The organism is Anaeromassilibacillus sp. An200, from assembly GCF_002160025.1.
GTDB lineage: Bacteria > Bacillota > Clostridia > Oscillospirales > Acutalibacteraceae > Caccousia > Caccousia stercoris.
In genome coordinates this window covers 52,793-73,762 of record NZ_NFJU01000014.1, presented here as the reverse complement: position 1 = coordinate 73,762, position 20,970 = coordinate 52,793, and the positions used below count along the sequence as shown (strand labels likewise).

The 20,970-nt window shown below is 61.4% G+C and carries 21 protein-coding genes; 5 read left to right on the top strand and 16 right to left on the bottom strand.

Features of this window, described 5'->3' with window-relative positions; genetic code table 11:
• Positions 1-169 precede the first annotated feature (169 nt).
• Entirely contained in the window at positions 170-382 is a 213-nt protein-coding gene (locus B5F35_RS08790) for a helix-turn-helix domain-containing protein (protein WP_087240079.1), read from the top strand.
• 81 nt (positions 383-463) lie between these two features.
• Here the strand turns inward: B5F35_RS08790 and B5F35_RS08785 are convergent, their stop codons facing one another.
• Positions 464-1,603: a Gfo/Idh/MocA family protein gene (locus B5F35_RS08785; RefSeq protein ID WP_087240077.1), complete on the bottom strand. Its 1,140-nt coding sequence runs from the start codon at positions 1,601-1,603 to the stop codon at positions 464-466.
• A gap of 166 nt (positions 1,604-1,769) precedes the next feature.
• On the opposite strand from B5F35_RS08785, the gene B5F35_RS08780 reads away from it, so the two are divergent.
• Positions 1,770-2,597 (top strand): helix-turn-helix transcriptional regulator, encoded by an 828-nt coding sequence (locus B5F35_RS08780; RefSeq protein WP_140401186.1) that lies wholly within the window; start codon positions 1,770-1,772, stop codon positions 2,595-2,597.
• Here the strand turns inward: B5F35_RS08780 and B5F35_RS18435 are convergent.
• The 7 genes from B5F35_RS18435 to B5F35_RS08750 form a co-directional block, all read right to left on the bottom strand.
• The gene (locus B5F35_RS18435; RefSeq protein ID WP_140401185.1) at positions 2,585-3,553 is read right to left on the bottom strand and encodes an anti-sigma-I factor RsgI family protein; all 969 of its coding nucleotides are present in this window, start codon (positions 3,551-3,553) and stop codon (positions 2,585-2,587) included. The genes B5F35_RS08780 and B5F35_RS18435 overlap by 13 nt on opposite strands.
• Positions 3,546-4,028 (bottom strand): RNA polymerase sigma factor, encoded by a 483-nt coding sequence (locus B5F35_RS08775; RefSeq protein ID WP_087240076.1) that lies wholly within the window; start codon positions 4,026-4,028, stop codon positions 3,546-3,548. Before B5F35_RS08775 ends, B5F35_RS18435 begins: the two co-directional genes overlap by 8 nt.
• Positions 4,029-4,050: 22 nt before the next feature.
• On the bottom strand, positions 4,051-4,506 hold the full coding sequence (locus B5F35_RS08770) for a hypothetical protein (protein ID WP_087240074.1): 456 nt from the start codon (positions 4,504-4,506) through the stop codon (positions 4,051-4,053).
• Positions 4,507-4,900: 394 nt separating this feature from the next.
• A complete protein-coding gene (hemW, locus tag B5F35_RS08765) occupies positions 4,901-6,001 on the bottom strand; it encodes a radical SAM family heme chaperone HemW (RefSeq protein WP_242969451.1) in 1,101 nt (366 codons plus the stop codon).
• Positions 5,998-7,902: an NAD(+) synthase gene (locus B5F35_RS08760; RefSeq protein ID WP_087240072.1), complete on the bottom strand. Its 1,905-nt coding sequence runs from the start codon at positions 7,900-7,902 to the stop codon at positions 5,998-6,000. The genes hemW and B5F35_RS08760 overlap by 4 nt, the downstream gene beginning before the upstream one ends.
• A 133-nt stretch (positions 7,903-8,035) precedes the next feature.
• The gene (locus B5F35_RS08755) at positions 8,036-9,022 is read right to left on the bottom strand and encodes a glycosyltransferase (RefSeq protein WP_087240070.1); all 987 of its coding nucleotides are present in this window, start codon (positions 9,020-9,022) and stop codon (positions 8,036-8,038) included.
• Between the two features lie 51 nt (positions 9,023-9,073).
• Entirely contained in the window at positions 9,074-10,756 is a 1,683-nt protein-coding gene (locus B5F35_RS08750; RefSeq protein ID WP_087240068.1) for a VanW family protein, read from the bottom strand.
• A 723-nt stretch (positions 10,757-11,479) separates the two neighbouring features.
• Here B5F35_RS08750 and B5F35_RS08745 point away from each other — a divergent pair.
• The 3 genes from B5F35_RS08745 to B5F35_RS08735 all read left to right on the top strand — a co-directional run bounded on the left by B5F35_RS08745 (position 11,480) and on the right by B5F35_RS08735 (position 14,808).
• Positions 11,480-12,622 carry an MGDG synthase family glycosyltransferase gene (locus B5F35_RS08745; protein ID WP_242969450.1) on the top strand — a complete coding sequence of 381 codons (1,143 nt, stop codon included), beginning with the start codon at positions 11,480-11,482 and terminating at the stop codon, positions 12,620-12,622.
• On the top strand, positions 12,619-13,662 hold the full coding sequence (locus B5F35_RS08740) for an MGDG synthase family glycosyltransferase (RefSeq protein ID WP_087240064.1): 1,044 nt from the start codon (positions 12,619-12,621) through the stop codon (positions 13,660-13,662). Before B5F35_RS08745 ends, B5F35_RS08740 begins: the two co-directional genes overlap by 4 nt.
• 102 nt (positions 13,663-13,764) lie before the next feature.
• Positions 13,765-14,808 carry a MerR family transcriptional regulator gene (locus tag B5F35_RS08735; RefSeq protein ID WP_087240062.1) on the top strand — a complete coding sequence of 348 codons (1,044 nt, stop codon included), beginning with the start codon at positions 13,765-13,767 and terminating at the stop codon, positions 14,806-14,808.
• 52 nt (positions 14,809-14,860) lie between these two features.
• Here the strand turns inward: B5F35_RS08735 and rsmI are convergent, their stop codons facing one another.
• The 8 genes from rsmI to yfbR form a co-directional block, all read right to left on the bottom strand.
• Complete coding sequence (gene rsmI / locus B5F35_RS08730; protein ID WP_087240112.1) at positions 14,861-15,697, bottom strand: 16S rRNA (cytidine(1402)-2'-O)-methyltransferase; 837 nt, start codon at positions 15,695-15,697, stop codon at positions 14,861-14,863.
• Between the two features lie 30 nt (positions 15,698-15,727).
• Positions 15,728-16,471 (bottom strand): tRNA1(Val) (adenine(37)-N6)-methyltransferase, encoded by a 744-nt coding sequence (locus B5F35_RS08725; RefSeq protein WP_242969449.1) that lies wholly within the window; start codon positions 16,469-16,471, stop codon positions 15,728-15,730.
• A gap of 85 nt (positions 16,472-16,556) precedes the next feature.
• The gene (gene fdxA, locus B5F35_RS08720; RefSeq protein WP_087240060.1) at positions 16,557-16,727 is read right to left on the bottom strand and encodes a 4Fe-4S ferredoxin; all 171 of its coding nucleotides are present in this window, start codon (positions 16,725-16,727) and stop codon (positions 16,557-16,559) included.
• 101 nt (positions 16,728-16,828) lie between these two features.
• On the bottom strand, positions 16,829-17,701 hold the full coding sequence (locus B5F35_RS08715; protein WP_087240058.1) for a PSP1 domain-containing protein: 873 nt from the start codon (positions 17,699-17,701) through the stop codon (positions 16,829-16,831).
• 40 nt (positions 17,702-17,741) lie between these two features.
• Positions 17,742-18,611, bottom strand: a complete 870-nt coding sequence (locus B5F35_RS08710) for a DNA polymerase III delta subunit-related protein (protein ID WP_087240056.1) — start codon at positions 18,609-18,611, stop codon at positions 17,742-17,744.
• 93 nt (positions 18,612-18,704) lie between these two features.
• Positions 18,705-19,028 carry a cyclic-di-AMP receptor gene (locus B5F35_RS08705; RefSeq protein ID WP_087240054.1) on the bottom strand — a complete coding sequence of 108 codons (324 nt, stop codon included), beginning with the start codon at positions 19,026-19,028 and terminating at the stop codon, positions 18,705-18,707.
• A gap of 142 nt (positions 19,029-19,170) precedes the next feature.
• Positions 19,171-20,280, bottom strand: coding sequence for an LCP family protein (locus B5F35_RS08700; RefSeq protein WP_087240052.1), 1,110 nt, complete (start codon positions 20,278-20,280; stop codon positions 19,171-19,173).
• The gene (yfbR, locus tag B5F35_RS08695; RefSeq protein WP_087240051.1) at positions 20,264-20,902 is read right to left on the bottom strand and encodes a 5'-deoxynucleotidase; all 639 of its coding nucleotides are present in this window, start codon (positions 20,900-20,902) and stop codon (positions 20,264-20,266) included. Before yfbR ends, B5F35_RS08700 begins: the two co-directional genes overlap by 17 nt.
• Positions 20,903-20,970 lie beyond the last annotated feature (68 nt).

The following is a 20,970-nucleotide window of genomic DNA, read 5'->3' as shown; positions in this document are numbered from 1 at the left end:
CTTCCTTTCGAAATTAGGATACCACGCTTTTCTTCCTGGGAACAGACCGGGATTGGAAAGTTAGGAAAGAAAAAGTTTTCCTATTAGGAAAATAGAAAGGAATGAAAAAGCGGGGAAAAGAAGATATAATAAAAGAAATCATGGAACATAGCCGGAAAGCAGGATTGCTATGGGAATTTCGTTTGACCCAATGCGGGAATGGATGAAAAAACAGCATATTTCCTTTTACCGTCTGGCAAATGAAGGTATCGACGCTCAGACGCTGCAACGGCTGCGGCACGATCGTCCCGTGACAACAGAGACGATCGGGAAGCTGTGTGAAATCATGCAGTGCCAGCCGGGCGATTTGATGGAATACCGTCCGGAAGCAAAGGACTCCTGACCGGGAGTTTGTTCAGACTGTCCCGCGCCGCCGTGCAAAACCATTTTCACACCGCCAACGCGCGGGCCGCTGCGTGCAGACTCAGTCTGCCTTGAGCCATTCGCCGCCGCGCAGGGCGGATTTGTGGGCGAGGATTCCGGCGCCGGTGATGTTGGCGGCCAGCTCCCAGTCGATCCACGGCTTGCGCTGCTCCACGATGCTGCGCACGAACTCATGCACCAGATGCGGATGGGAGCCGTGATGACCGCCGCCCGCGCCCTTTTTCAGGCTGAGCTGCGGGTTTGTGGGATCGTAGTCGCCGCCGACCGTGTAGCGCTGAAGCGGCTCCGGAAGATCGGCGTATTCGTTCGGCAGATCGATCTGCTGCACCGGCGTGGGAAGCCCGCGCGGCGCGCTGCCCGTGCCGTCCGCCTGCAAAAGCCGCGTGATATAGGGCGCGTCCCCGTCCGCAAAGCCCCACTCAAACGACATTTTACTGCCGTAGACAAACAAGCCCTCCTGATAGGTGCGGGCCGTCTCAAACAGCGAACGCGTCGACTCCGCGGCCAGCCCGTTCGCAAAGCGGAAATGCGCGGTCTCCACCGGGAAGGGGTTGCCGTACTGCTTCACCAGCTCAGGGCGCATGCTGCCGGAGCCAAGGCACGACACCGCTTCGATCCGGCTTCCCGACAGAGCCACAAGCGGGGCGATCGCATGCGTGCCGTACCAGAACGGGGGCAGTCCCATCCAGTAGGACGGCCAGTTTTCCATATCCTGATAGTGCGAGCCGCGCAGGAACTGGATCCGTCCCAGCTCTCCGCTCTCGATCAGCTTTTTGACATAAAAATACTGGTAGGTGTACAGCGTGGTTTCCATCATCATGTAGGTTTTCCCGCTGCGCTGTACCGCGTCGCGGATTGCGCGGATCCCCTCCATACTGGTCGCCATCGGCACGGTGCAGGCACAATGCTTGCCCGCGTCGAGCACGCGCACGGTCTGATCCGCGTGGTCGGGAATGGCCGTGACCAGATGCACCGCGTCCACGCTTTCATCCGCCAGCACTTCGTCGAGCGAGGAATAGCAGCAGGCGATCCCGTGTTCCTTCGCCACACGATCCATCAGATCACGGTTCACATCACAGATCCCAACCTCGCTCACATTCGGATGATCCCGCCAGATCGGCACAAACGCGCCGCCGAAGCCCAACCCGACGACCACCGCCTTCAACTTTCCGTTTTCCATGGTGATTCTCCCTTTCCTGCCGCCGTGCGGCGTATGCGTATCTCTTGACTCCCGAAACCCGGGAACAATATCATGATAGCACGAAGACAACGGAAAACCATTGATATTCCGGCCAAAAGCTTGTATCATTTGGAAAACGGAAACGCACAAAAGGAGGACGACGCACATGGACGGCACCGCGTTTGACCCCTCGGTCCCTTACGAGATCCGCGAAGCGTATCACAACACCTTTGTCACGGGGATTCCCCATCCAAACCGCGTGATGGAGGATCACGACCTGATCTATCTGCTGGAGGGCGAGTGGGAGATCCGGCAGGAGCCGCCCGGCGGCGGGGAGCCGGACTGTTACACGCTTCACGAAGGGGACGTGCTGATTCTGGAAGCCGGACGGCACCACGACGGTCTGCGCCCCTGCCGGGACGGAACGCGCACCGTGTATCTGCATGTCCACGGGCCGGGACATGCGGCGGACAGCGCGGACATGCCCACACCCTCCTTTCTGCCGCTCGGAACCTTTCTTCCCTGCCGCCGCAGTCCGGAGGTGCTTCGCTTATTTGAAGCGATCGCGGAGCAGTTCGCCGCCGTTTCTCCTTTGCGGGAGACGCGGCTTTCTGCCTTGTTCCAGCTTCTGCTGGCCGCGCTCTGGGACGCGGAGCACACGCCCGTGCCATCTCCGAACGAGGAATTTGTCCAGAATGTCGTGCGTTTTTTGCAGGAAAATCCACACCGCTTTTTCCAACAGAAGGAGCTTGCCGCTCACTTTTTTGTCTGCGAAAAGACGCTTTCCAGACGCTTTTCCGCCGTCATGGGGGAGACCCCCTGCCAATTCCAGCGCAAGTACCGGCTGGAAGCCGTGCGCGCTTTCCTGCTCTCCCATCCGGACGTGAGCCTGCGGCAGGCCGCCGCAAACTTCGGCTTCTGCGACGAATTCCATCTGAGCAAGGCCTACAAGCAGCGCTACGGTGTTTCCCCCGGAAACCGTCACGCGCCGTGATGGCCGCCGTGGCCTGCTCCATAACCGTACCCGTTGCCCGCACCGGCTCCATTTCCGGCATTTGCACCGGTTCCATTGCCCGCACCATTTCCGGCACCCGTGCCGCTGCCATTGCCCGCACCATAACCATAGCCGTTGCCTGAACCTGTTCCATGGCCTGCGCCCGCACCGTTACCCGCACCTGCGCCATTGCCATAACCGTTTCCTCCCACAGAGGAGGAAGCGCTTTCCGGGGACCCCGCATTGCCGGATCCATCGCCGCTTTCGGTGCCGGAATCATTCGATGTGAGCGCGTCCAGACGGTCGCGCAGCTGCCGCATCGTCATGCCTGCAGCCTCCTGCGCGGAGAAGGCGGGATCGAGCGCGCGGATCTCCTCATAGATCAGGTATTTTGCCATCGGAAGCCCGGCTTCGGCGGCGGATGCCGCTTCCTCGGTGCTCCCCGCACAGCACGCGACATTCCGGTGTCCCGCCGTGCACGATTCCACCCCGGCCAAAAGCGCATTGGTGTGCGCCGTATCGTCCCCGATGACGGAGATCGACAGCGTTTCCCCCTGCTCCATGCAGGCTGTGACGCGCGTGCTCGCCAGCAGCTTTTCCAGCGCGTCCTCATAGGAAAGGAAGCGCACATCCGTCTCGTCCGCCAAGGCCGCGCCGTCCTCGTTCAGGCCCTCGGCGCTCACCACGCGGCCCAGACGGTTCACCCCCAGCTCCAGCGAGGGATTGATCTCCACCCGGATCGCCGCCACGGGCGTGAAATAAAACTGGTAGCCGCCAAATCCCGCCACCAGCAGAAGCAGGCACGCCAAAACAGGGGCCAGCCTGCGGAACACGGGAGCCGGAGCAGAGCGTTTTTGCCGCTTTGCAATCTCGCCCGCGAGATAGGCTTTTGTGCGATCCTTGAGCGCATCGGAGGCGCGCACGTCTCCGAACGCTTCCCGAAGCCTTTCATCCATCGTGCTCACCTCCCAGCTTTTCCCGCAGAAGCTGACGCGCGCGCGTCAGAAGCGTGTAGACCGTGTTCGTGTTTTTGCCGAGCAGCTTCCCTATCTCCGGCGCGGTGTAGCCTTCGTAGTAGTGCAGGTACACCGCGTCGCGGTATTTGGCGGGAAGCGAGAGGACCGCGTCGAGCACCTCACGGCGCTCCTGCGGCAATGCAGCCGCAACGCCCTCCAGCTCCTCCTGGGGGACGGTGCGGCTGCGAAAAAAGCTGCGGAGCAGATCGCGGCAGGCGTTCACCGTGACGCGGATAAACCACGCCTTTTCGTGCTCCTCGCTCTCAAATTCGCCGTGATACAGCACATATTTGAGAAAGACGGTCTGGAAGATATCCTCCGTGTCCGCTTCGTTTTTCAGGTGCACGAAACAGAGCCGCCGCACCATGTCGGCGTACCGCTCGATCGCTCTGTTTGCCTCCTGCTCGCTCCGCATGGCTTTCGCCTCACTTCAAAGTTTATCTCTCGCTGATGCTCCGCGCCCTTCTGCCGCAGGAGCCCGTGCCGTAGTTGTCGCAGATCCCGTCGCCGTTCGCATCGACATAATTACCGCCGTTGCCGCCTGCGCCCGTACCCCAGTTGTCACACACGCCGTCGCCATTCGCATCCACAAAATGGCCGCTGCCGAGACCCGTACCGCAGTTGTCGCAGATGCCGTCTCCATTGGCATCGTCAAAGCTGCCGCCGTTTCCGCCAACGCCCGTGCCCCAGTTATCGCACACGCCGTCGCCGTTCGCGTCAACGTAATTGCCGTGATGGCCGCCGGTCACAGTGCTGGTGCTTGTGGACTGCCAGCCGCGGCCGCCGCCCATGCCGTTCCCGGCGCCATATCCACGCCCTGCCGCAGAAACGCTCATCGTACCCACACTTGCCAGAATCATCATTGCCATAATCGCTGCCAGAATTTTTTTCATTTTGTTTTCCTCCCATGATCCGCCGCACGGGGATTTCCCGTTTGTCCGGCTGTTTGTTTTTGTTTGAACCGGTTTCATCCCTAATACGATCGGCGGAGAAGGATCCATTCATGGATTCAGAAAATTTTTGAAAATTTTTTTGTAGGTTCATTTTGCGATAAACGTCCGAAAAATTCGCTTCGCTCTTTTTCTAGCTTCTCTGAGCTTCGCGCAGATTTTATGGGGCTCTGAGTCTCGCCTGCCGGCTCGGTCGGCGCTAATTCGTGCGCCACTGGCGCACCGCGCCCCCAAACCCCGCGTCTCCGCTGCCGCTCCGGTCGGCGCCTTGTTTGTGTGCCACCGGCACACGGCGCCCTTTTGAAAAAGGCTTGACCTAAAACGAAAAGCGGCGCGCTCACAAAAGGAGCGCGCCGATCACAGCGTTTGATACCAGAAACCCCGCGCGCGTCAGGGAGATCCCCTCCGGCGTCACGCGGCAGCAGCCCGCGCGTTCCAAGGGAACAGCCTTGCGCCGCACCTGCGCCGGGATCGGATGGCCGAAGCGCTCCCGGCAAGCATCCTCCCGCAAACCCTCGCACAAGCGCAAAGCCAGCATGGCGAATTCCTCAAAATCGCCGCCCTCGCCGTCGTCGACAGGCGGATCGCCGCGCAGGAACGCCCCCAGATCGCGCGGGAAAAAGAAGCGCCGTCCCTCAAAGAACGAGTGCGCCGCCGGACCGAAGCCCAGATATTCCTCACAGCGCCAGTATTTGAGGTTGTGGCGGCTTTCCCGGCCGGGACGGGAAAAGTTCGAGATCTCATACTGGGCGTACCCCAGACGCTCCAGCTCCGTGCAGGCCGTCTCATAGAGATCGCAGACCTCGTCCTCGCCGGGAAGATCGAGCGTGTCCTGCCGTCTGCCGTAGTCCGTGCCCGGCTCGATCTTGAGCAGGTAAGCCGAAACGTGCGACGCACCCGTGTGCGCGCAGAAGGCGATCGACTGCCGCAGGCTTTCCTGCGTCTGGCCGGGCGTGGCGATCATCAAGTCCAGCGAGACATTTTCGATCCCGGCGCGGTGTGCCAGCTCGACCGCGCGCGCCGCGTCCTTCGCCGTGTGCCTGCGGCCCAGCAGACGAAGCTCGTCCGCGTTCGCGGATTGCAGGCCGAGCGAGATGCGCGTCACTCCCGCCGCCGCAAGACCGTCAAACAGAGCGTCATCCCCGCAGCCGGGGTTCGTCTCCACCGTCACCTCCGCGTCTGGGGCGAGATCAAACGACCGCCGCACCGCCGAGAGGATCCGCCCGAGACGCTCCGCACCGAGCAGCCCCGGCGTGCCGCCGCCAAAATAGACGGTATCGGCGGGCAAATGAGAATCCGAATAGGATTCTATTCTTTGAATAATACCTTTTGTATATTGATCCTGCACCTCCGGCGCGGCGGGCATCGAATAAAAGTCACAGTACGGGCATTTCGCCGCGCAGAACGGGACGTGCAGATAGATCCCGATCGGCGTCACAGAGCTTCGATCTCCTCAAGCCACAGACGGGCGCTCGCGTCGCTCGGCATCCGCCAGTCGCCGCGCGGCGAGAGGGCCACCGTGCCGACCTTGGGGACGTCCGGCAGGCAGGAGCGCTTGAACTGCTGGGCGAAGAAGCGGCGGAAGAACGTAGAAAGCCACTTTTTGATGGTCGCCGCGTCATACACGCCGTCGAAGGCGGCGAGGGCCAGCCGGTAAATCTTGCCCGGGCCGAAGCCGAAGCGGAGCAGGTAGTAGAGGAAGAAGTCGTGCAGCTCGTAGGGGCCGACGATGTCCTCGGTTTTCTGCGCAATGTCGTCGCCAGACGGCGGCAGCAGCTCCGGGCTGACAGGCGTATCGAGCACGTCGAGCAGTACGTCCGCCAGCTCGCCCCCGAATTTCCCGGCTGCATAGCGCACCAGATGGCGCACCAGCGTTTTCGGGATCGAGCCGTTCACGCCGTACATGCTCATATGATCGCCGTTGTACGTTGCCCAGCCCAGCGCCAGCTCGGAGAGGTCGCCCGTGCCGATGACAAGGCCGCCGTTTTCGTTCGCAAGGTCCATGAGCACCTGCGTGCGCTCACGCGCCTGCGCGTTTTCGTAGGTGACGTCGCGCTTTTCGGGGTCATGGCCGATATCGGCAAAGTGCAGCCGCACCGATTCCCCGATCGGCACCTCCCGGAAGGACGCGCCGAGCAGCTCGGCAAGCTTCTGCGCGTTCGACTTCGTGCGCCCTGTCGTGCCGAATCCCGGCATGGAGACGGCAAGAATCCCCTCGCGCGGCAAGCCCAGACTGTCGAAAGCGCGGGCGCAGACGAGCAAAGCCAGCGTGGAATCCAGTCCGCCGGACACGCCCACCACAACATGGGAAGCGTGCGCGCACGACAGCCGCGTTTTCAGCCCGGCAGCCTGCAAGTTGAGAATCATCTCGCAGCGCGCGGCCAGATCCGTTTCGCCCTTCGGGACAAACGGCGCGGGATCCACGCGGCGGTGCAGACGGAACGGGGCGGCGGGCAGCGGGAAGGAAATCGTGCGGGCGGCGGTATATTTGCCGCCCTGCCACGTGGTGACGCGGCGGCGCTCGCCCGCCATGCGGGAAAGATCGAGATCGGCCTGCGTCAGACCCGTGGTGAACGGCTCGGACTCCGCCAGAACCGCGCCGTTTTCCGCCAGCAGGTTATGGCCGGAGAACACGAGATCCGTTGTGGACTCGCCTTCGCCCGCGTCGGCGTAGACATAGCCGCACAGCAGGCGCGCGGACTGTCCGCTGACCAGCTCACGGCGGTACGCGGCCTTGCCGATCACCTCGTCGCTCGCGGAGAGGTTCAGGATGAGCGTTGCCCCCGCAAGGGCCAGCCGTGTGGAGGGGGGCTCCGGCGACCAGAGATCCTCGCAGATCTCCACACCCACGGCGCAATCCTCCCAGTCCTCGGGCCGGTACAGCAGGGACGAGCCGAGCGGCACGGAAAAGCCCGCAAAGGACACCTCCACGCACTCCGGCGCGGGGGTGAAATGGCGCGCTTCGTAAAACTCACCGTAATTCGGCACACAGCTTTTCGCGGAAAGGCCGAGCAGCCGCCCGCCGCAGAACACGGCGGCGCAGTTATACAGCGCCCCGTTCACCGGGACAGGCACGCCCACCGCCGCAAGCACCGGCAGGCCGGACGTGCGCTCGATCAGCGCCGCCAGCTCACGCTCCGCCGCGTCGAGAAGGGGCTTTTGCAGAAAGAGATCGCCGCAGGTATAGCCCGTCAGGCACAGCTCAGGAAATACCACGGCCTGCACACCGCGCGCCGCGGCCTCCTCCATCAGCTCCGCGACCGCTTCGGCATTGTGGCGGCAGTCCGCCACACGAATGGCGGGCGTCGCCGCCGCCGCCCGGAAAAATCCGTCGTTCATTGTCATCATTTCCTCCCGTCATAAAAAACGGGGGAGGAAGCTTCGCAAAGCAAAAGCGTCCTCCTCCCGTGTGATGGATCGAAACAGCATCCCGCAAAAAACGGGCCTTTGCGGCTGTGAAACGCCGCCTGTCTCAGCGAATATAATCCTTTTCCAGCTCGCCCTCAAGATACACAACGTCGGAGAGCTTCTCCACATCGGCGTCCGGAGTAAAATCATCGGATGCGAAAAAGCGCAGAGCACGGTGCAATCCCTTGAGATTTTGCAGGCAGCCCTGCGGGTGCAGCTGGCGCGCATGCATTTTGATGGTATACAGGTAGCAGCAGGTCCCCGTCTTTTTCAGAAGCGCCTGATAGCTGCGGCGGTACTGGGCGAAACGTCCGCTCTTTTCGAGCATCCCGCGCACCAGCACCATCGCCTTCATGAAATCGTTGATTTTGGAAGGCGTGATGGCGGCAAGGGCACTGCCGCCATGCTTGCGGTAATAGTAAAGCGGTTCGTCGATGACGGCCAGCCGGTTGATGTGAGCAAACAGCTGGTTCATAACGATCATATCCTCCAGGCACTTCATGGCCGGGAAGGTGATGTTATTTTCGGTAAACAGACGGCGCTGGAACAGCTTATTCCACATGAGCCCCTGCATCTGCGTATCATGCAGCAGCTTGTTCATGGCCTGCGTGCGGTCAAACACGCCATGGCAGCGGAAGGGATACTTCCACAGAAAATCCGGGGCTTCAAACTTGTAATAGTAATAGCAGCAGGAGATCTCCGCGTTGTTGTCCACACAGGTGCGGTACAACCGTTCCAGATACTGCGGAGCCACATAGTCATCGGCGTCCACAAAGCCGAGATATTCGCCGCGCGCGGCGGCCATGCCGTTATTGCGGGCAGCGGAAACGCCGCCGTTTTCCTGATCGATGACGCGCAGGAAGGAATATTGGCGCTCCATACGGCGCAGAAGCGCAAGGCTCCCATCCGTGGAGCCGTCGTTCACTGCGATCACCTCGAAATCGCGGAAGGTCTGCCGAGCCAGAGAGCCCAGGCACTCCGCGAGATACCGTTCCGCGTTGTAGATCGGAATAATCAGGCTAATCACAGGAGTCTGATTTGAATCACTCAAAAGGACACATCCTTTCTTCGAAAAGCCGCAAAGGCTTTTGCCTGCGCCGCTTTATTCCGCGGGCGGAGCTTCCAGCTCAGCCCCTTCCGAACCCGTGTTCTCACTGGAAACGTCGGGCGCTTCCGAGGAAGGCTCCTGAGAAGGCGCGGCGCTGGAGGCCGGGGCGGCGGAAGAAGCAGGCGCACTTGAGACGGGCGGTGTGCTCGAGGCGGGCGGCGTGCTGGAAGCAGCCGCACTGGACGAGGGCGCCGAAGTCGGGCCGGGATTGCTGCTGATATCGGTTCCGGGGCCATAGGAATAGAACGGGCCCGAAGGACGGTAGTACGAATTGTCAAGAGGCTCGGACTTGACCTGCACGCCGTTCTTATAATAGATACGCTGCGCGGCGGCGCGATAGCCCTTGCGGGCGGCAGCATCCAGCTTCACCTCGCCCTCGGCAAGGCTGTTGTCCTGCACATACGTCCCCTGCGTCAAAGCCGGGATCGTCTCGGTATACCAGGAAGTCACCTCAATGGTGTCATACTCAGGGGACTGCCAGCCATAGAGCGTGGCGGTGAGCACCTTGCCCTCCATCCCGGCGACGATATAAATAGGATACTCTGTATTGTTCTTGAATTTGAAATCCATATTCGGCCAGCTCACAGCCGCGTCCTGGCCGATGGGGCAGTAGGTGGACGGGATCGAGTGGTTGCTCCGCTCGACAATTTCCAGGCCGGAGCGCAGCACAGCGCCGTAGAGCGTTGTGGAGGTCTGGCAGATGCCGCCGCCGTAGGAGGGAACCAGCTTGCCGTTCACGATGGCGTTCGCGGCCTTATAGCCTTCCGCGCGCCCGGCGGGGCCCACCACGCCGAAATACGAGAACGTCTCGCCCGGCTGCAAACAGGTGCCGTTGATGGACGACATGGCGCGCGCCATGTTATAGTTGCCGTTGGCGGTGTTGGTGGAGGTGGTGCTGTAGGTGCCGAGCTTCTTGAGATTCTGGCGCAGATCGTCGGCACTGATGTTGTACGGCGTTTCCGTGACAGGGACTTCGACCGTACCTCCCCCGGCCGCAATGGCGTCCTTTACCTTCTGGGTGAGGGAGTCAAGGTCGACGGCAATACCGGTCTGACCTTCCGAAAACGTGAATTCCTCCGTCTCGGCGTTAAAGGACACAACGGACGCGTCCTGCGCTTCGCGGGCAAGCGGAGCCGTCAGCTCCTGAAGCTTCGCGCTCAGCGTATCGTCCTGCATGCTCGCGGACAGATCAAAATCGACAGGAGTCGTCTGGAGCGCCTTGACTGTCTCATAGCGCTCCTCCCGCGTGCCGGTGCGGCCGTACTGATACGCCTCCTCCAGCACCTGCTCCGTATCGACGCTGTAGCCCACATCGGCCTGTGTCAGGGTAAATGACTGATCCTCATGCGTCAAAGTGACGGTGAAGGTCTGAGGGACCCCCGTTTCTGAGGTATTGAGAAGCTCTCGCGCCTGCTCCATCGTCCTGCCGCCGAGATCAATCCCGTCAACGCGCACGCCCTGATAAAAGGTATCCGTGTCGAGCAATGCCGACACCTCCGCCTCATGGGCCGCCTGCTGCGCCTTCTGCTGCTGATCCCAAAGGAACCAGCCGCCCACTCCGGCCACAACGAGAACCGCGACAACGCACAGAGTCGCTATCATCCCTTTTTTCGATGATTTTTTTCTTTTATCCGGTTCCATATGGGCGGGACCCGGCCTATTTTCTGCATATGCCATGAATGTTCCTCCCGAAGTATTCCTAACAGATCTTAATTCATCATATCGCTTTTATGGGAAAAAGTAAAGCATTTTAAGAAAACTGTAAATCTTTTGCAATCGTTCGGGAAAGGGGGAAAACGGCATTCTCATGCGCTCCGCCCGCTTCTCCAACATGTTGTTGACACGACTTAAGAAAAGAACTATAATGAAAGCAGAAGCAGAGGGCGCTGCCGGAAAACGGTCAGCCCCCCACTTGGATTACAGAAGTAACCGCGTGAGCATTGCTAGGCCTGCGGTTACTTCTTTTTATTTGCCTGCATAAACAGGGCAATAATGGCTACAACCAGAATACCGATTTGAATCAGATCCGAATATGTGACCATTCTCATCCCCCCTTTCCATGCGGATCCGGGGGAAAAAGAAGTCCCCCGAAAAGCAGGGGGCTAACCGCTTGACGTTTCTCGACAGCGCTGAAATCAGGATACCATAAAGCAGACGAAAAGACAAGCAGCCGCGCGGTTTCTGCGTTTTATACAGAAGCATCTTTGCTATTTCTTCCAGATATGGTATAATAGACGCAGAAAATCCAGACGCGGGACGGTCTGGACCTACTCCCGTGCTTCTCTGCGGCAGCAGCGCGGGACGCCAAACATACGGACCCACATGGCCGGGACGGCGGAGCCGTCTTGCGCGGCTTGCCCGCCGCAGGCGCGCGAATTGCCCATCGCAGGTGTAAGAGGAGTGAGCGTTTTGAAGATTTTAATACTTTCCGCGGCGACAGGCGGAGGCCATCTTCGGGCCTCCCGCGCATTGCAGACTTATATCAGAGAAAACACCGGAGGCAACGAGGTGGTGATCGCGGACGCGCTCAAATCGATCAACACCATTCTGGATAAAACCTGCTGCGACGGCTACCATTTTATGGCCACCAAAGCGCCGCGCGTGTTCGGCCGCCTGTACCGTGCGACCAACATGGACACGCCGCTGTATTCTCTCGTGTCCCGGTTTAACGGAGCGGTGGGCGTGCGGCTGATGCCCCTGCTCACAGAAGAAAAACCGGACGTCATCATTTCCACGCACCCCTTTGCGACGGAAATGGTCTCCCATCTCAAGGGAAAGGGCCGCGTGACGGCTCCGCTCATCTGCCTGATGACGGACTACGGCCCGCACCGCGCGTGGATCGCCCCGCATGTGGACGCCTACGTCGTCGCCAACGAGGCCATGGCCTCCCAGATGACCGAATGGGGCGTACCGGAGGAAAAAATCCATCCCTTCGGCATCCCGGTGGAGGATGTGTTTTTCAGCAAAGCGGACAAACACGCGCTTTTGCGTGAATTTGGCCTGTCCTCTTCCCTGCCAACCGTCCTTTTCATGGCGGGATCGTTCGGCGTGATGAACATTCTCGGCATTTACAAGGATCTGGTGCGCACCGATTTCCCGTTCCAGATCATTATTATTACAGGCCGCAACAAGCGCTTATACCGTGCGTTCCAGAAAATCATCCTGCGCTCGCCCAAGCCGACCAAACTGGTGTTTTTCACCGACCGCGTGGCGGATTATATGCACGCGTGCGATCTGCTGGTGACGAAGCCCGGCGGCCTGACGACCTCCGAAGCCCTCGCGTGCGATATCCCGCTCGCCGTGTTCGACGCGATCCCCGGGCAGGAGGAGGACAACGCGAATTTCCTCATCTCGCACAACATGGCCATCCCTCTCGACTCCCGCAAAAACTGCGCGAAGGAAATTATCTCGCTTTTGGAGGATTCCCGGCGTCTCGAAGCCATGCGGGAATCTTGCGGGTCGTTTGACAAATCCGCGTCAAGCCGCAATATTTTCTCCCTGCTCAACGAGCTGACGCAGAAGAGCGGGCAGGAGAAAGCATGAAGGCTGTCATCTTATACGCGCTGGCGGGCGGCGGCCATCTGAGCGCGGCCCGCGCGCTGAAAACAGAGCTGGAGCAGCAGGGCTGGGAGGTCGCTCTGGAGGATTCCACCAAGCCCTTCGGACGGCTGATCGACTTTTTTTGCTGCGATCTCTACCGCTTTTCCGCAAAGTATGTCCCCCGCGCCTTCGGGGTGTGCTACCGCCTGACCGACCGCAAAAAGGGGGGAAGCGGCTCCATGCGCGCCCTGGGTGCGCCGCTCGCGAAACGGCTTCTGCCCGTCATTGAGCGCCACCAGCCGGATCTCGTCGTGTGCGCCTATCCGTTTTCATGCCAGTTCGTGGGGCTGCTCAAGGCCAAAGGGCTGCTGAAAGCAAAAGTCGCGCACCTGCTCACGGACTACGGCACGCACGCCGCGTGGGTAACGGAGGAAGCCGACGAATACTGGGCCTCGTGCGGGGAAGCCGGGGAAGAACTGATCCGGCGCGGCGTCCCAAAGGAAAAAATCACGGTGCGCGGCATTCCGATCAACCCAAAATTCCGGGAACGGCCGGACCGCGCCGCCCTGCGCCGCGAGCTTTCCCTGCCGGATGCGCTGCCCGTGCTGCTGTTCATGGCGGGATCGTTCGGCGTGCGGAGCGTGCTGCGTGCGTTCCGCACGATCGACGCGCTGCCGGACGCGTTTGAGGCCGTGGTCATCACGGGCAAAAACGAAAAGCTGTTCCGCCGCTTTCAGAAGCTGTCCGCCAGTTCGCGCCACCGGCTGCATCCGATCCTGTTCACGGATCGCGTGGCGGATTACATGCACGCATGCGATCTGCTCGTGACCAAGCCGGGCGGCCTGACCACCTCCGAAGCCCTCGCGGCGGGGATCCCGCTCGCGGTGTTCGATCCCATTCCCGGGCAGGAGGAGGACAACGCGCGCTATCTGAGCCGTCACGGGCTGGCGGTGCTCCTGCACCCCCGAAAGCCCGCCGGATCGCTCCGGGAGCTGGGTGTGCGGAGTTTGAATTCCGAAAAACAGAAAACGGAGATTGGGTGAAAAATGTTCACCTAATCTCCGTTTTTTTGAAAAAAAGACAAAAAACACTTGACCGTTCCCCTGCGTCACACCGTATCATGAAGGCGGAAGGAGGAGATCCGAATGAAAATCAAGGAAGTCTGCGAGCAGACGAACCTCACCAGAAGAGCCGTCCGTTTTTATGAGGAAAAGGGGCTGATCCGCCCCGCCGTCACACAGGGAAACGACTACCGCGATTATTCGCCGGAGGACATGCAGCGGCTGCGGCTGGTGGCGCGCCTGCGCGAATACCGCTTTTCGGTCGAGCAGATCCGCCGCTTGCTGGAGTCTCCCGGAGAGCGCGACGTTGTATTTTCGGAGCACCTGCGGGAGCTGCGCGGAGAACACGAGGAATGCACCTCGATTCTGAACGCGCTGGAAGGGGTCTCCCTGCCGCAAAGCATGGAGCCGGACGCGCTGTACAACGCGCTGAACCATGAGGAAACGCCCCTGCCCGCGCGGGATCTGGAGCCGGATTTCGGCCGCTTCGACGAGCTGACCGGCGAGGAACGCGCCGCGCTCACCCGGCAGGCCTCAGAAAACGTGGAGCGCAGGGAACGCTCGCGGCTCCGCCTGCGCATGGGGCTGGCGGCTGTTCTGGTGCTTGTGCTGTGCGCGGGCACGGCGCTGGGGCTGTGGATCCACAGCGAGAATACAGAGCTGACGCTGTTCAGCGGCATGGGCAGCGACGTGGTGTTTCTGGACACAGACGTGCCGAACGACAACGGGCTGCTTCTTGCGGAGATGGAGATGGAATTCCCAACAGATTCCCCGATTCCCTCGGGAATCTACCGGATTCCGTTTGAGGATTCCCCCGCCGGGTCGGCGCTGAGCAGCTCCCTGCTGCCGGGTGAAGTCTACGCGGGGCTTTCGATCACCGTCAGCGTGCCGAAACGGGAAGCGCGCTCGCTCGGCCTTTTGCAGCCGGACGGCTCCCTGAACGTCGACGCGGTGCTCCCGCGTGTGTTTCAGGATCAGGATTTTGCGCTGCGCTGCGCACGGATTACACAGGTGCACAGTGGGGTGTTGCCGCCGTCCGAAAAAATTCGCTTCGCTCTTTTTTCTAGCTTTTCTACTGCTTCGCGAAATTTTGTGGGGCTCCGCCCCATACCCCGCCACCTTTTGTAAAAGGTGGACGAAAACTTTTATGCGGCTATGCCGCTGCCGCCGGAAGCGCAGCTTATTCGGAAGCGGACGCGGCGTGATAAATCGCGGATTTTTTCAGGCCGGTGAGCGCCGCGACGCGCCGGGCCGCCTCGGAGAGGGAAACACCCTCGCGCTCGGCCAGCTCGCGCACCGCGCGGGCGGCATCCTCGAGCGAGACGGTTTCCTCCTGCTCCGGCTCCGGCGCGCCCTCCACGACCAGCACAAACTCCCCGCGCGCGCCCCCGTCCGCGTACCGCGCGGCGGCTTCCCGCAGCGTCGTGCGCTGCACCTCCTCATGCACCTTCGTCAGCTCGCGCGCCAGCGCAACCCGCCGGTCGCCGAGCGCTTCATACAGATCGCGGAGCGTCGTCGGAAGCTTGTGCGGCGCTTCATAAAAGACCATCGTGCGGCGTTCGTCGGTGAGCTGGGCCAGATGCTCCCGGCGGCTTTTTTTATTCATGCTCAGAAAGCCCTCAAACGTGAACCGTCCCGTCGGCAGGCCGGAGAGCGCCAGCGCCGTCACCACCGCGCTCGGCCCCGGCACCGCCAGCACCGGAATGCCGCGCTCCGCGCACTGCGCCACCAGCTCCTCGCCGGGATCCGAGATGGCGGGCATCCCCGCGTCCGACACCAGCACGCAGTTTTCCCCCGCCTCAATGCGAGCGCAGATCTGCTCTCCGCGCTCGCGTTTATTGTGTTCATAGTAACTGACCAGCGGCTTTTTGATCCCGAAATGGTTAAGCAGGCGGAGCGTCACCCGCGTGTCCTCCGCCGCGATAAAATCCGTCTCCTCCAGCGCCTGCACCGCGCGCGGCGAGAAATCCCCCAGATTCCCGATCGGTGTCCCCACTATCGTCAATGTCCCGCTCATGCGCAGCATCCTTTCTGTCTGTATTTTTCTTTATATTCTTCCCTCTTTATACGTTCCGTATATTCCCAAAATCTCCTGTGACCAGCCGCCTGCGTCTCCCTCGACAAACAGGACCGGTTCAACGCGCAATCCCGGCTTCGCGCCGCGCACGGCTTCGAGCAGAAAGAGGAAGGGAGCCTTCTGCGGACGCTGCTGCACCAGTCGCAGACGCTTCGGCTCCAGCCCGGCGCGGGACAGCTCCGCCATGACGGCGGGCAATCGCTCCGGGCGCTGGCAGCAGCAGAATTTTCCGCCCCAGCGCAGGAAAAAGCGCGCGCTGGCGGCAATGTCCGCGAAAGTGCAGGCCACCTCGTGCCGCGCGATGCGCTCCCCCGCTTCCCGGCTCTCCACGCCCGTCCCGGCGGTCTGGTACGGCGGATTGCAGGCCATACGGTCAAGCGAGCCCGGCTCAAAAAAGCCGCGCAGCAGGGCGCTGTCCCGTAGGTCGGCCCGGATCACCTCCATGACGCCGGAAAGGCCGTTATGCTCCACGCTCTCACGGCACAGCGCGGCGGCGTCCTCCTGAAGCTCCACGGCAAAGACGCGCGCGGGCTCGCTCCGCAGCGCCCACAGCAGGGAGATCACCCCACAGCCCGCGCCCAGCTCCGCGCACCGCTCCCCTTTTTTCGGCATGGAAAAATCCGCCAGCAGAATGGTATCCGTATTGAACCGGTGGACGCGTGAGACGCGCACGGCCGCCTGCGGCGACAGCGGCTCCCAGGAAAGCTCCTCCACGCGCCAATCCCCCTTTCGCGGGCAAAAAGAAAGGCCCAGGAACGCCGCGCGGCAATCCTGAACCCTTTTTTGCCTGAGTGTAAAATTATTCGGCCTTCGGCGCGCCCACGGGGCAGGTGTTGGCGCAGGAGCCGCACTCGGTGCACAGAGAAGCGTCGATCACATACTTGCCGTCGCCCTCGGAAATCGCGTTCACGGGGCACTCAGCAGCGCAAGCGCCGCAAGCGATGCACTCGTCAGAAATAACATATGCCATTGGGAATACACCTCCATAATTTGATATTCCTATCATACCATAAAAATTCCAAAATGCAAGAGCGGCGTAAGATTTTACACTCCCGCAACAATCTTGGAAAATCAGCCCTTCTCCAGATTCTTGAGTTTTTCCAGCTCCTCCTGGGAAAGGCGCTTGCCCTTTCCGGGCCGCAGGACGCGCAGCTGCTTGACATGGAACGTCTTGAGCACGCCCTCCGCCGCGCCGTCGAGACGGACGTGCAGCATCCCGGTGAGGAGATTGACCTCGGTGACGACGCCGCGCCCCTCCGGGGTGGAGACAAGCGAGCCGATCGGCGGGGTGTTGCGGAGCAGATCGGTATAGGCCTCCTGCTCGTATTTGAGGCAGCACATCAGCCGCCCGCACGCGCCGGAAATCTTCACGGGGTTGAGGGAAAGCCCCTGCTCCTTCGCCATCTTGATCGAGACGGGCTGGAACCCGCTGAGGAAGGAGGCGCAGCAGAAGGGCCGCCCGCAGATGCCGATGCCGCCCAGCATCTTGGCTTCATCGCGCACACCGATCTGGCGCAGCTCAATGCGGGTGCGGAACACGGACGCGAGATCCTTCACGAGCTCGCGGAAATCGATGCGCCCGTCCGCCGTGAAATAGAACAGGATCTTGGAATTGTCAAAGGTATATTCGACGCTCACCAGCTTCATATCCAGCTTGTGGGCTTCAATTTTGCGCGCGCAGATCTGATACGCCGTCTTTTCCTTCGCGGCGTTCTCCGCGATGCGGGCCAGATCCTCCTTTGTGGCAAGGCGGATCAGCTTCTTGAGCGGCTGCGGCACGCTCTCCTCATCGATCTCGCGGTTGATCATCATGACCTCGCCGCACTCCACGCCGCGCGACGTTTCGACAATCACGCGGTCGCCCTGGCGCAGGCTCGCGCCGTCGGGATCGAAATAATATATTTTTCCAACATTACGAAAACGAACGCCAATGATTTCGGCCATAGATTACCTCCAAAAAAGAACGGGGCCTTGCCCCGGGGAATCACCGCCCGGCGGCGGCGCGCAAACGCGCGCACAGCGTTGTGACAAGCAGGGCGGCGTTCGCGTTGCGCTTCTGGGCCGCCGCGGCCTCCCTTGTGAGGGTGAGCAGGCGGAACAGGCTGTCCCTTGTGAGGGCGCGGGACAAAGCCGCCGCGTCATCCGGCAGGCCGGAAAGGCAGCCCGCCGAAGCCCCCGCGCGCAGGGCGCAGGCATCGCGGAACAAAAGGGTAAGCCCTTCAAGCACCGCAGAGAGGGACTCCTTATCCCGGATGAGCGGGGCCGTCAGGAACAAAAGCTCCGCCTCGCCGGGAGCGCACAGAGCGGCCGCGATGCGGGAAAGCAGCTCGGGATCCGCCGTGCAGGGCTCCGCGCCGTCGAGCCGGAACAGCTGGGAGCGGGAGCGCACCGTGGGCAGAAGCATGGAAGCGGAGGGGACAGTGAGCAGAAACAGCACGGACGGCGGCGGCTCCTCGAGCACCTTGAGCAGGGCGTTCTGCGCCTGCTCCGACATAGCCTGCGCTTCCAGCAGCACAAAGACCTTGCGCGCAGCCTCGTTTGGCCGGATGAAGGCGTCGTCGCGCACGCTGCGCACCACGTCCACATGGAACGAGCGCGCGGCTCCGCTTCCGCCCTCCACGCGCAGATCCGGGTGCGACCCGGCCAGCGCTTTCACACAGTTGGAACACACGCCGCAGGGACGCTCCCCTTCGCCGGAGCACAAAGCGGCCCGCGCCAGAAACAGCGCGAGCTCCCGCCGCCCGTCTGCCGTGCCGCCCTCCAGGACGGCGGCGTTCGGGAATCGATCCCCTCCAAAGGCGATCGACAGGCGGCTTTTCAGCTCTTCCTTTTCCACCAGCGAACCGAACTGCATGGAACAACCCCTTTCCGCGCAAAAGGCCCCCGATCCCCGGCGGGGCGGCCCGAAGGCCGCCCCGCCGGACGGAGGCGCTGCCGCTTGAGAAAATCAGACCTTCTCGAAACGGTCGACGTTCAGGACAAAGATGGTGGCGCCGCCCACCGTGACCTCCACGGGGAAGGACGTGTACATGCCCACATCCATGGTGGTCGCGCTCGGCACCAGCTGGGTGCGGCGGCTGCTCTGCTTGGAAATGATGTCGATCACGCGGTCAACCTTTTCGTCGTCGACGCCGCAGATAAAGGTGGTGTTGCCCGCCTTGAGAAAGCCGCCGGTGGTGGCCAGCTTCGTGGCGTAAAAGCCGTTCTTCGTCAGCGCGGACGCCACCATGCTGCTGTCATCGTTGCTCACAATCGCGAAAATCAGTTTCATACAGAACCCCTCACAATCCTGACAAAATATCCCAATGGGCGGGAAAGCGTACCCCGCCGGAGGGAGCTGCCCTTATTCTAGCACAAAGGGGAGAAAAAAGCCAGAGGATTCCGTCCGCTTCCTGGTCGGATTTGCCAAGTTTTCACTCCGCGTTCTGCGCGGCCTCATATTCCGCCGCGTCTCCGAACACAAAGTCCACCAGGCTCTCGCTGCACGCCTCGCGATCCGGGACCAGCACGGCGGCGCGCGTGCCGCTGATGGTCACATACGCCGCCTCATACTGCCCGTCGCCGGGGATGCGCATCTCATACAGATCGTAGTTGAGGTACGTCAAAGACTGGCTCGCGAGATTCAGGATGTAGTTGCGGCTCATATTCGTCTGGATCAGGTTCAGGGTGTTGTACAGCACGTTGTTGATCGTGGCGATGTCCGAATCCTTGAATTTGTCGACGATGGCGGCGAACACCTTGCGCTGGCGCTCGGTGCGCTCAAAGTCGTCGCCGATGGCGCGGATACGGCTGTAGTAGCGGGCCTGCGCGCCGCTGAGCACAAACGTGCCCTCGCTCAGGTTCCAGCGCGGGTCGCCGGAATAGCGGTTGACCAGATCGGCCTCGGCCTGCGTCAGGGTGATCTCCACGCCGCCCATCGCATCGATGATCTCATTGAAGGCGGAGAAATCCACCACCACCCAGCGGTCGATATCAATGCCGAAGTTTGCTTCAATGGTGGAAACGAGCAGCGACGGGCCGTCGATCGAATAGGCCGTGTTGATGCGGTTGGAGCTGCAGCCCGGGATCGCGACGTACATATCGCGCATGAAGGAGGTCACCTTCAGCTGCCGGTGGCGCGTGTCGATGGTGACAAGCATCATGCTGTCCGTGCGGCCGGGGTCGTTCGGCTGGTAATCGTCCACGCCCATGACAAGGATATTGGCAATCATATCATCGTGCCACAGCCCGCCGACCTTTTTCAGGCCCTCATCGTCGGCCTCGGGGTGATCCTCGGGCTTCGATTCCACGATGGTGCCGGGATCGGCGCTCGTCTGCTCAAAGGGGTTGTCGCCCGCCGTGCTTTCGTCCACGACGGTGTTGATCCTTCCCAGCAGCGACTCGGCATATACCATAGTCACGCCGGTGACAAGGAAAGCGACGCTCAGCACCAGAATGGCAATATTTCGGATCAGGGCGCTCTTCGGCTGCCGTGGCTTTGTTTGCAGCTTGCGGCCGTTCTTCTCTTCAAAGCTCTCTTTCATGGGAACCCGTATCCTTTCCTTCGGTGATTTCAGTGGGATCGCCCTCCTGCTCGTCGAGCGTCAGGGCGTAGGAAGGCAGAAATTCAGTGAGGAAGCAGTCCGCCTCCGGCAGGCGCATATCCTCCACGGCGCGGCGCAGCGTCTGCTCCGCCCGGGAAAACTCCGCGTTTCCGGCACGGCGCTCCTCCATACATTTGATCAGAGCGGAAAGCTTGTCCGCGGCCTTGACGATGCGGCGCAGCTCCGCTTCTTCCGGCCCGCCCTCCTCCAGAAGGGGGCGGTAGGTGGGGCGCAGATCCTCCGGCAGCATGGAGAGCAGGCGGCTTCTCGCGTGGCTTTCCACCTGTGCGTAGGCGCTGCGCAGGGCGGGGTTGTCGTATTTGACCGGCGTGGGAAGATCCCCGGTGAAGATCTCGGAGGCGTCGTGAAACAGGGCGAGCGCGGCAGCCCGCTCCGGCGAAACGCTCCCGCCGAAGCGCTCGTTGCGCAGCACGGCCAGCGCGTGGGCGAGCACCGCCGTCTCAAAGCTGTGCTCGCAGAGGTTTTCTTCCCGGGTGCAGCGCATAAGCCCCCAGCGGCGGATATGCTTCATGCGCGACAAAACGGCGAAAAAATGGCGCAGGGCCGTTCCCTCCTTTGCGATCGTTCGGGAAAATCCCCCGAAAACCGCCCATACTCTTTCCTATCATA